Origin of the sequence: Streptomyces sp. NPDC048415 (genome assembly GCF_040651675.1) — a bacterium.
In the GTDB taxonomy this organism is placed as follows: domain Bacteria; phylum Actinomycetota; class Actinomycetes; order Streptomycetales; family Streptomycetaceae; genus Streptomyces.
In genome coordinates this window covers 19,615-29,973 of sequence record NZ_JBEZKJ010000094.1, presented here as the reverse complement: position 1 = coordinate 29,973, position 10,359 = coordinate 19,615, and the positions used below count along the sequence as shown (strand labels likewise).

Here is a 10,359-nt window from a genome sequence, read left to right as displayed (position 1 = left end):
TGACCCCGGCAGCCTGAAGCTCGGGCAGGCACGGGCGAGTGAACCGGGTGGCCTGCTCGCGTGCCCGCTTGCCCAGCAGCGGATCCGGCGCGGCCTCGATCGCGGCGGCCCACGCCGCCACCCCGGCATCACCGGGCAGGAGCAGGCCGCCGTCGCCCACCGCCTCGGGGATCCCGCCGCGGTCGGCACCCAGGCTCGCCAAACCGTGCAGACCGGCCTCGATGATCACGCGAGGGAAGGCGTCCTCGACGGTGGAGGGCACCAGCAGGAGCCGGTGCTGTGTGTAGAGCGGGCCCATGTCGTAGGTGCGGCGCACGTAGGTGACGTTCGGGTAGCCGGCGAACTCACCAGACGTGTCCCACCAGCCCTCGACCAGGGTGAACTGCTGGGCAGGCAGGCACTCGATGACCTGGTGCAGCAGGGCGGCGCCCTTCTGGGGCACGGGGTTGACCATGAGGACCGCGTCACCGGCCGGCTCGGGCCCCAGGGCGACCCGGGCGAAGGGCGGATACAGCAGCACCGCCCGCGTCCCCGTATGCGCTCGGGCCCGAGACAAGACGAACCGGGAAACGGCCAAGGCGCTGTGCGGGCGGCCGTGGACAACGTTCAGACTGGTCGGGGAGACCGAGTGCAGCCAGGCCGCGACTTGGGTGGTGCGGCGGGCCTGGGCGGCCAGCTCGGCTGCCCCTTCCTGCGCGGTGATCACCAGCTCGGGTGAGAGCTCGGCGAGGGCGGCGGCGAAGGCGGAGTGGATCCAGTCCTGGGCCACGGCCCGGCAGCGCACGCCGTTCCACGCGTAGCGCACTTCCTGCTGCCGTACCTCGCACGGGACGTCGTGGGTGGCTAGGTGCCGACGCAGGGCTGGGAGTTCGCTGGCGCGGTTCCAGGGGGCCTCGTGGGAGCCGAGATAGGTCACCCGCCAGCCTGCGGCGGCGAACTCCTCGGCGAGAAGCTGCTGGGAGACCTCGGCCCCGCCGATCAGCAGCGGCGGTGGGGTGCGGCGCCAGGCGAACAGCACACTCGGCACGGTCACCTCTCCTCTGCTTCGACCAGGGCCCGCACAGCCTTGGCGACGCTGTCCGCCGGGCCGTCGGCCGGAATCACAGTGATCCGGCGGGTGACCGGCGGCACCGGCTTGTCCACAAAGTAGGCCCGGGCGTGGGCGAGGAACGTGGTGTCGTGGAGGAAGTACTCCGCCTCGGCCCCATGACGGGCCACGGCCCGGCGCCGCCGCAGCGTCTGCGCGGATACGTCGAGGTAGATCGTGTGATCGGGCCGCAGGTGCGGCAGCTCCTTAAGGCGTCGGCGGACTTGGGCGTGCACTCCGAAGCCGTAGAGCTGGTCCATGGCGAAGGCGTGCGCCATCAGGGTGTCCACCGAGCGGTCCAGGATGACCAGCCGACCCGGGTTCTTCGCGGCCTGGGCGACGCGGTCGGCCTCGGCACACATGAATGTCTCGAACGCCGCGAACTGGTCGGCCGCCGAGCCGGTCCGGGGAGAAGGGATCGCATGGGTGTCGCGAAGGTGACGCACGTAGCAGCCGAAGATGACCGTCGCGCGGGCGATCGCGGGGGTGCCACGGAGACGCCCGATCGCGGTGGTCTTCCCGCCGTAGGAGGGGCCTTCCAGGCAGAGGACCGTCATGACGTCTCCAGTCGGTAGAAGCGTTCGGCGTACGCGGAACCGGGCTGGTGCGGGCGGTCGAGGAGGTCGGCGGCGAGCGTCCAGGCATGGCGGATAGGCCGGTACATCTTGGAGGCGGGGTGCATCTGGGAGCCGTGCAGGTGCAGCAGCGTGACCTTGTCGAGCAATACGTCGGTGATATCGGCGAGTTCGGGTACGAGACTGCTGCCGGTGCGGGCTCTGAACAGGTGCTGGTCGCAGACGGACAGCGCGTAGGTGGACCAGAACGCGAGGTCTTCGAAGAACCAGCGGCAGCCCAGGCGGCGGGCGGCCTCGTGGACCAGGAGGTGGTCGGGGTGCCGGGTCACCGCCGCCGGGGCCAGCAGCTCCGCTTCCGGATACCCGGCCAGCAGTGCTCGCAGTTCCTCAGTGATCTCCTCAAGCCGCATCGGGTCGTAGGCCCGGTAGGGTGGGTCGGCGTCTTTGCGGCCCAGCAGATGCTGCCTGGCTCCGAAGGGGCGAAGGGCCTCGGCGCCTTCACGCTCGCGCAGCGCAGATACCGCCTCCACGCTGGGGTAGGCGGCCTCGAGAGCGGGGTGGACGCTCTTGGAGCGGGTGAAGACGGTGATGACGGTCAGCGGGCGGGGCCGGGCCAGGAACAGCCCGGACGCCGACAGCGCGAAGTCGTCGTGGTGCGGCTCGATGACAATCACCGGACGGCCGGCGGGGGTGCGCTCTTCGATGGCGTAGTGGGCGCCGCGGTGCGGCGCCATCACCTCCAACATCCTGGTCGTCGCTGTGCGGGTAGCGAGGTGTTCCTGCCAGGCGAGGTGAGCGGTGATCAGGTCGGTGGGGAAGGTGTAGATGCCCGAGGCGTCGGGCGCGGGCAGCAGCGGCATGGGAGTTCGCCTCCGGGTCAGCGGACGGTGGACTGGTACCAGTGCCGCCAGAACGCGGCGGAATGTGGCCGCAGGCGTGCGGTGACGGGGTTTTGCCACCAGACCATCCGCCAGGTCGGCCACTGGTCGTAGCGGCGGGTCGAGGGCCGTACCCGCAGTTCGTCGATGAGGACGACGGGCTGGTGGGTGAGGTCGCCGTACTGGCGCAGGCGGGCGAAGAACTCCACGTCCTCGCTCATGAACCAGTCCGTGCGGTACCCGCCGAGCGCGTGGAAGGCGGCGGTGGTGCAGAACTGGTCGACGCCCTGGGCGCCGCGGTGCCGACGCCGGTAGGCGTCCCAGTATCGGCATAGCAGCCGGGCGCCCAGCCGCTTGGGCGTGTAGAGCGGGGGGATCGCGCCGCCGACATGCCAGCCGGAGGTGAGCTTGTGCATCACGGTGGTGACCGCCTCGGCCGGGATGGCGACGTCGGCGTCGATGAAGAACAGGCACTGGCCCCGGGCAGCTTCCGCGCCGGTGTTGCGGACCTGTCCGACGTTGCGGGCCGTCTCGTGGATGACGCGGGCGCCGAGGGAGGCAGCGATGCGGGCGGTGTCGTCACTGCTGGCGTTGTCCACGACGATGATCTCGCCTCTCTCGCCGCTCGTCTCCTCCCACTGCTGAAGGGACTTGTTGACGGTCGGCAGGTAACGGGGCAGATAGGCGGCCTCGTTGAATGCCGGGATCACGATCGACAGAACAGGAGTGTTCACCACCGGCTCCTTTCATCCATGGGGGTGGGCGTGCGGAACAGGTGCGGGGTGCGCTCGGTGGCCCGGTGGAGGCGGGCTGCCCACTGCTGGCGGCTTGGCTCGTCACGGGTCAAGTTCGCGTGGACCCAGCAGCGCACGGTGTGGAAGGCGACCGAGGCGTCCACCAGTGGCTCATCCAGTCCGTTGCCGTAGGCGGCGATGACCTGCTGGCGTTCGGCCGGATCCACGGCTTGGGTGACGGTGAGGGTCTGGGCGACGTCGAACTCCGGGACGCACAGCGAGCTCTGGGCGAAGTCGATGACGTGGAGGAGCCCGGCCCCCGGCCCTCGATCGGGGATGAGGATGTTGTCGCCGTGCAGGTCGCCGTGGCCCAGCATCAGACGGCCCGAGTCCGCGCAGCGGTCCGCCATGACTTCCAGGGCCGGTTCGAGCCGGTTCATCACCTCGGTCGAACAGCGGCGGGCGAGCCATGTCACATGCTCGGTGAACGGCCGCACCGGGAGGCCGGCCCGGGTACCGGGGATCTGGTGGAAGCGGACCAGCAGGACGCCGAGGTGCTCCAGCGCCTGCTGCCGGGCGATACGGCCCGCCTTGACGGCCCCGTCCAGCGTGAGGTCTCCGAGATCCGCAGTGACGAGCGCGGTTGCAGGGTGCCCGTGGACAGGTCCGCAGCCCAGCACCGCCGGGACAGGGACGAACCCCTTGGCGGCCTCGATCACCCTGCTTTCGCTGATCGCGTTGCGGCGGGCGGTGTCCGAGAACACCTTCACGATCACCCAGCGCCCGTCGGCCAGGGCTACCCGGTAGACGGCCGAGCGTGACCCCGTATTAAGCTGCTGGGAGGAGACTGCGTCGGCCGACAGCAGCTCCAAGCAGGCCCGGGCGAGCACTGGCTCCACCCTGGTCGCCGTCATCGGGCACCGCCGGCGACCGCCTCGATGCCCAGCTCGCCCATGCGGTTTATGTGGCGGACGGTGGCCCGCAGATGGGCCCGGTATTCGCGGACGTCCTCTGTGGCCGGGCAGTCGGCCTGCCATGGTTTCTCGGGCCCGACGAAGTGCACCAGCACTGCGTCCGGGTCCGAGCGCACCGGCCGGTCAACCACCCGCCGCACCCAGTTTCCGCGCTCCCAAAAGCGCCCCAGTTCGAACCGGTTGAACACCGCGTCGACCGGCTGCACCGCGCGGGAGGACAACAGCCACAGGTTCAACGCGTCCTGGTCGTTGTGGAGGATGTGGCGGCGGCCGCTGACGAGTGCCTGCTCGACCCCGGTGCGGATGGAGGCCAGCATCGCCACCGGCATCCACAGCACGCCGGCGTTGAAGTAGGCGCGCTCCCCCAGCTGCGGCCACCGCTCGGCCACCCCGGGCAGAGCGCGCCCCGTCCCGCCGACCTGCGGGTTGAACTCGTCCTGCACGGCGCCTAATTGCCCGTGAGGCAGGTTGTGGAGCGGAGACGACAGGTCCCCGCGGACGAGGACGTCGGAGTCCATGTAGATCAGGTAGGGGCAGCCGACGAACGCGGGCGTGAACTGAAACCGCAGATAGGTGGTGATGCTGATGTACTCGTCATCCACCAGCCGGGAGGCTGCCGAGGGGAAACACCACCGGATGTCGAACGACCCGAAGCCGAGGCGCCGGGCGAACTGCGCCAGCGTCACGGCGTGGGCGGGCGTCAAGTCCAACGCCAGGACCCGCAGCGCCACCCCCTTGCGCTCCCGCGGCCCCAGCCCGTTCGCCAGGGAGGAGACCGTGGCCAGCGCGGGAAGCATGTAACGCTCGTCGATGCATAAGCCGATCGCGTACACCGAAGTCCTCCAAGGGCTCCAAGGGAAGAGCCAAGACAGCAACGTGTGATCACGAAACCGCGCCGACGCACGACGCAAAGGCGCCGGCCGGGCACGAACATCAGGCGTAAGTAATTGAATTGGCGCCAGCACCGTGCCGGGGCACGGCGCCGGTGTCCTGGTCCTACAGCTCGGCCGAGGCGCTGCCGGGCGGGGGTGTGCCGTAGAGCAGCGTCCCCAGCGGGGTGGCGTTCGTGGGGTCGACGAGCGAGCGCACGGCGGCATTCAGACGGGCAGGGTCGGCCCCGAGACGGGAGATGCCCGTCTGGGCCAGGGTCTGGGCGAGGCGCGTCTGCAGGAAGGCCTCGTGGCGGTGCTCGGCGATCGCGATCACGAGCGCTTCCAGCGAACCGATGACCTTGCGCCGCATCGTCTGATGGGGCCGACGCCGTACGTCATCGACACGACGACCTCCCGCTTGGCCGGGTCGAACTCGACCCGGAATGGCAGCGGAACAGGTATCTGCTCAGGCATGATCGCCCTCCCCGTACGGCAGTTGGGCCCGGATCTGCTTGCCGGTCGGGGTGGCGATGACATCCCAGCCCGGGGCGAGGACGTCGACCAGTCCTAATCCACGGCCGGACTCTGCATCGGCGTCGTTCATCGGCACTTCGCAGCAGCAGGGCAGGTGGCCGGAGTCCGGGTCGTGGACCTTGACCCACACGCCCAGCTCGGCGGTGTCCACCTCGACGACCAGCGGCACCAGATCGCCGCAGGCTCGCACGGCATTGCCCACCAGTTCCGAGGCCACCAGCTGGGCGCTCTCCGCGGTGTCCTCGCCGACACCGGCCTGGAGCAGCGTTTGGGAGGCCAGCTCGCGCACCCGCTGGAGATGCTCCTGGCTGGCGCTTATGTGCACGGCGAAGCCGCTCTGCCGTGTCTGGAGATAGAAACCCGGACCGGCCACCGCCACTGTCGCCATGGGGCATGCCCCTTCCCGCCTGCGGCACGACGTCCGCCAGCACTGGGATCAAGTAACGCCATGCAGCGGGAAGTTGACCGCCGGTAGCGCCTTCCTCCTGAAGGATGACGTGTTTCTCAATCTGGGCGCAAGCTTTCTACCTAATCGAGGAAGTTATTCGGACAAGGACCTCCTGTTGCCTCCTACGGGAGTGCGAGACTGCGCATATGCCTAACCAGCCGCTGGTGCCCACCGTGCGTCGCCGCCGCCTCGGTTCGACGCTCAAGCAGATCCGCAACGACGCCAGGATGACCCTGGAGGACGCGGCGACCGCCATGGGGTGGACGGTCCCAAAGCTCTCAAAGATCGAGAACGCCAAGCAGCAGATCCAGCCCAAGGCGGTCACCGACCTCCTCAAGGCGTACGGCGTCAGCGAGCCGGACGTATTCACCGCGCTGGAGAACCTGGCTCGCGACGCGGGCAAGAAGGGCTGGTGGCAGACATACAGCGGGGTCGTCACCCCCGCGTACGCGGACTACATCTCGCTGGAGAGCGACGCCGAGCGCATCTGTGAGTGGACTCCGATGCTCATTCCGGGACTCCTGCAGACCGCCGCGTACGCCCGCGAGACCATCGCCGCCAACGCGGTGACCCGCACGCCCGAGGAAGTCGGCGCACTGGTCGAAGTCCGCCAGGCCCGCCAGGCCGTCATCTCCCGCCCTGACAACCCCCTGGAGGTCTGGGCGATCATCCACGAGAACGTGCTCCACCAGCGCTTCGCCGTCCGCCCCGCCACAATGCGCGAACAGCTGCGGCGACTCCTGGACGTCGCGGAGATGCCCAATATCACCATCCAGATCATGCCTCTGAACGCCACGCCGCACCCTGGCACCGTCGGCGGGTTCACCGTGGTGAACTTCCCTGGCCCCACCCCTGATGTCGTGCTCGTTGAGAACCTGCTGGGAAACAGCTACGTCGAGGGCGTCGGCGCGGTGAAGACCTTCGCCGGCGCCTTCGAGAGAATCGTCGCCGCCGCGATGTCGGTGGACGACTCTCTGGCACTGATCAAACGGATGGAAGAAGGCAAAAGTACGTGAACAGTCCCAAGGCGGAGCTCTACGCCCACGACCTCTCCGCCGCCACGTGGCGCAAGGCGTCCGCCAGCGGCGGAGAAGGCAACTGTGTTGAGGTCACCGATCTCCCGGGCGGCGGCAAGGCCGTTCGGGACTCCAAGCGACCCGACCTGAAGCCCATGCGCTACACCGCAGCCGGATGGTCCGCCTTTTGCGAAGGCGTGATCGCGGGAGAACTCTGACCGCGCCATGTAGACGGCGGCCGTCTTCCCCCGATCCAAACGAGGGAAGACGGCCGCTGCAGCATCCAAGCCCTACCCGCTCACTCCTGCGTTGCCACACCCCCGCCAGGATGGAGTGCAACGACGGACTCCACCCGCATCCCTGCAGACCAGCACCGGCAGATCTCCGCCTGGGGCCTCCACCTCGGGCCCGGCGGGGCCACGCCACACCACGACGGACCTCCTCGCGCCGGCCACCGACTACCAACTCGACTTCTTCGAAAGCCAGTTCGGCGACCTCAGCATCCATATCGGTGACCAGTTCGATGACACCGGCGATTACGAAGGAACCTTCATGGACGCCGCGACCACCCTCATCAACGCGGCCGAGACCGCCTCCGAGCACAACAGACAGCCGTCGGCCGCCCCTGCTTCCGCGACGTCCAGCACCGCACCTGAATCGTCACCATCTGCAATACATGCCGCAGTTGGTCCGCTGGATGGACTCCCCAACGCGGCCGGCACCAGGCACTCGCTGAGCGGACTGGACTCAGGCACCGTCCGGGGCCCGCGTGCCGCCAATAGAGATTGGCGGACAGCGGTGATCGACGGCATGATCTGCCGATGGAATTGGGTCCGGGCGGGGCCCGTGCCGAACGCATGCGGCACGGGCCCGCCGCGCACCCTGGTTTCACTAGCCGGGCAGCTTGTCTGCCCGCCGTCGCGCGCGGACCAGGCCCCAGCCGCGGCGGGTCGTCTTCGATCAGACGGTCGGGTCGGGCATGATCTCCCGGACCTCTTGCGCACAGCGGCACGCGGCAGCGATCTTGGCAGCCCACCCCAGCGCGTCCTCACGTGAGGGCACATCGATGATCGAGAACCCGCCGAGCACCGCCTTGGTTTCCGGATACGGGCCGTTGGTGACGGTCCCGTCGGTGGCCACGACGCTCGCCTGCTGCCTTTCCACTCCACCACCGAAGACCCACACAGCGGCGTCCTGAGCCTTACGCACCACCTCGTGCGAGGCCTCGGCCACCTCGGGCAACTCCTCCTCGGGGAAGGTCATCGCGCCGTCATCGAACGAGATCAGGTACCGCGTCATACATGGCTCCCTTGGCGTTGGCCTCCTTCGGCCGCCTCTCACCCTACGACGAACGCCTCCCTTCAGAACCGACACTCCCCCTGGCTTCTGAAACAGGCGCTAGGACTCCGTTAGGTCCATGTCGATCTCGGTCTTGAGTGCTGCGCGCTGGGCAGGGGTTGCTGGCAGGTGGTGCAGACGCCGGTCCAGCACCTCAGGACGGCCTGGAGGGCGTCGAGGACTTGGTAGAGGGTGGGACAGGCCCGGGCACTTTTGGGGCCAGGCGCTGTTCGGTGAGGAAGGCGTGGGCGGCGGTCACGAGGGTGACGTGGTGGTGCCAGCCCGGCCAGGAACGCCCCTCGAAGTGGTCCAGGCCCAGGCCGTGCTTGAGTTCGCGGTAGTCGTGCTCGATGCGCCAGCGGACCTTGGCCAGACGGACCAGGTCGGCGATCGGGGTGTCGGCCGGCAGGTTGGACAGCCAGTAATCGGTCGGCGCGTCGGCGCCGGCGGGCCATTCGACCAGCTGCCGCCTCGAAGGGGTGGGCACTCACGTCCGACCGGGGTGGTGTCCCGCCGAGTGGTGTAGTCACTGGCCGAGCTGATTCGGTTCCTGCTGCAGGGAAGCTGGCGGTCGTCGTCGGCGGGTTGGGCGGTGTGGAGTTCGGCCATGGAGGCTTCGGAGAGGTAGCGGCGGTCTAAGACCTGCCATTCGTCGTGGAGTTCGGCCAGAACCGCGGCGGCGAGCCGGTCGAGAGCGGCAGGATTGGGGAAGACCTGCACGACGTCGGCCCGCCGTTTGATCTCCCGGTTCTGCCGCTCCAGCGGGTTCGTGGACCAGATCTTCTTCCAGTGCGCGGGCGGGAAGTCAGCGAACGCGGTGATATCCGTCGCGGCGTCCAGCAGCATGCTTTTGACCTGCGGGAACTGTCGTCCGAGCATGTCGGCGACGACATTCAGCTGGGTGCGGACGGCCTCCCCGGTGTCTGCGCGAAGACGGTGCGGATGGTGGCTGCCACCATCTCCCCCGAGCCCTTCTCGATCACGCCGAAGACGTCTCGCACGAAGTGAACGCGGCACCTTTGCCAGGCCGAACCGAGAAAGACAGTGCGGATCGCGGCCACCAGACCGCTGTGGCTGTCAGAGATGACCAACTGGACGTTGTCCAGGCCACGGGCCCGCAGACTGCGCAGGAACTTCGTCCAGAACGGCTTCGACTCGCTGTCACCGACCATCAGACCGAGGATCTCGCGGTGCCCGGTGGCAGAGATCCCGGTCGCGAGGACCACGGCCTGCGACACGATCCGGTGGTTCACCCGGGCCTTGCAGTAGGTGGCGTCCAGAAAGACGTAGGGGAAGACCATGTGATCGAGCGGCCGTTCCTTGAACGCCTCCAACTCGGCGTCGAGTTCGCCGCAGATCCGCGACACCTCCGACTTCGAGATCCCGCTGCTGGCACCGAGGGCTTTGACCAGGTCATCCACCGAGCGGGTCGAGACCCCGTGCACGTATGCCTCCATCACCACGGCGAACAAGGCCCGGTCGATGCGCCGGCGCCGCACGAGCAGCGAGGGGAAGAACGACCCGGTCCGCACCTTGGGGATCTTCAGGTCGAGGTCGCCGGCCTGAGTGGTCAGCAGCCTCTCGCGGTGCCCGTTGCGCCACGTGGCGCGCTGGTCGGAGTGCTCGCCCGGGGCGGCACCGATGGCCTCGGTCGCCTCAGCCTCGATGAGCTCCTGCAGGATGCGCTCACACAGCACCCTGATCGTCTCAACTCCGTCGGCCGTACGTAGTGACTCCAGCAGCCGTATCAGGTCAGACTGGGACAAGGCCATCGCGCACTCCTCCGGTCGAACTGCCCGTTCACCAGGGAGACTTGCGCGATGGCCTGCCCTTGTTCAGGGAGCAGGCAGCAGCAGTGGATGCACGCCCCGGGCAGACACCCGCGCGTTCACGACCCTCGACC

The 10,359-nt window shown here is 68.5% G+C and carries 11 protein-coding genes and 2 pseudogenes; 2 read left to right on the top strand and 11 right to left on the bottom strand.

The genetic code is table 11. From position 1 onward, the window contains the following. The 8 genes from AB0D27_RS37435 to AB0D27_RS37400 all read right to left on the bottom strand — a co-directional run. Positions 1-1,027: glycosyltransferase (locus AB0D27_RS37435; protein ID WP_362517772.1), on the bottom strand; the 1,027-nt coding region annotated here is incomplete at its 3' end. Positions 1,028-1,029: 2 nt separating this feature from the next. Continuing rightward, positions 1,030-1,644, bottom strand: a complete 615-nt coding sequence (locus tag AB0D27_RS37430; protein WP_362517769.1) for a hypothetical protein — start codon at positions 1,642-1,644, stop codon at positions 1,030-1,032. Continuing rightward, positions 1,641-2,522, bottom strand: a complete 882-nt coding sequence (locus AB0D27_RS37425; protein WP_362517766.1) for a PIG-L family deacetylase — start codon at positions 2,520-2,522, stop codon at positions 1,641-1,643. Before AB0D27_RS37425 ends, AB0D27_RS37430 begins: the two co-directional genes overlap by 4 nt. Positions 2,523-2,539: 17 nt before the next feature. Further along, the gene (locus AB0D27_RS37420) at positions 2,540-3,274 is read right to left on the bottom strand and encodes a glycosyltransferase (RefSeq protein ID WP_362517763.1); all 735 of its coding nucleotides are present in this window, start codon (positions 3,272-3,274) and stop codon (positions 2,540-2,542) included. Then, positions 3,271-4,188, bottom strand: coding sequence for an aminoglycoside phosphotransferase family protein (locus AB0D27_RS37415; RefSeq protein WP_362517760.1), 918 nt, complete (start codon positions 4,186-4,188; stop codon positions 3,271-3,273). Before AB0D27_RS37415 ends, AB0D27_RS37420 begins: the two co-directional genes overlap by 4 nt. Further along, positions 4,185-5,081 (bottom strand): glycosyltransferase, encoded by an 897-nt coding sequence (locus AB0D27_RS37410; protein ID WP_362517757.1) that lies wholly within the window; start codon positions 5,079-5,081, stop codon positions 4,185-4,187. The genes AB0D27_RS37415 and AB0D27_RS37410 overlap by 4 nt, the downstream gene beginning before the upstream one ends. 163 nt (positions 5,082-5,244) lie before the next feature. Continuing rightward, the gene (locus AB0D27_RS37405; RefSeq protein ID WP_362517754.1) at positions 5,245-5,490 is read right to left on the bottom strand and encodes a hypothetical protein; all 246 of its coding nucleotides are present in this window, start codon (positions 5,488-5,490) and stop codon (positions 5,245-5,247) included. A 96-nt stretch (positions 5,491-5,586) separates the two neighbouring features. Then, entirely contained in the window at positions 5,587-6,042 is a 456-nt protein-coding gene (locus tag AB0D27_RS37400; RefSeq protein WP_362517751.1) for an ATP-binding protein, read from the bottom strand. A gap of 206 nt (positions 6,043-6,248) precedes the next feature. Here AB0D27_RS37400 and AB0D27_RS37395 point away from each other — a divergent pair, with 206 nt between their 5' ends. Beyond that, positions 6,249-7,118: a helix-turn-helix transcriptional regulator gene (locus tag AB0D27_RS37395; protein ID WP_362517749.1), complete on the top strand. Its 870-nt coding sequence runs from the start codon at positions 6,249-6,251 to the stop codon at positions 7,116-7,118. Beyond that, entirely contained in the window at positions 7,115-7,336 is a 222-nt protein-coding gene (locus AB0D27_RS37390; protein ID WP_362517746.1) for a DUF397 domain-containing protein, read from the top strand. Before AB0D27_RS37395 ends, AB0D27_RS37390 begins: the two co-directional genes overlap by 4 nt. Before the next feature lie 742 nt (positions 7,337-8,078). Here AB0D27_RS37390 and AB0D27_RS37385 read toward each other — a convergent pair. The 3 genes and pseudogenes from AB0D27_RS37385 to AB0D27_RS37375 all read right to left on the bottom strand — a co-directional run. Further along, positions 8,079-8,417 (bottom strand): YciI family protein, encoded by a 339-nt coding sequence (locus tag AB0D27_RS37385; protein ID WP_362517743.1) that lies wholly within the window; start codon positions 8,415-8,417, stop codon positions 8,079-8,081. Between the two features lie 193 nt (positions 8,418-8,610). Beyond that, positions 8,611-8,919 (bottom strand): annotated as a pseudogene (locus AB0D27_RS37380) (transposase); the annotation flags it as partial. A 137-nt stretch (positions 8,920-9,056) separates the two neighbouring features. Continuing rightward, positions 9,057-10,228 (bottom strand): annotated as a pseudogene (locus AB0D27_RS37375) (IS256 family transposase); the annotation flags it as partial. Positions 10,229-10,359 lie beyond the last annotated feature (131 nt).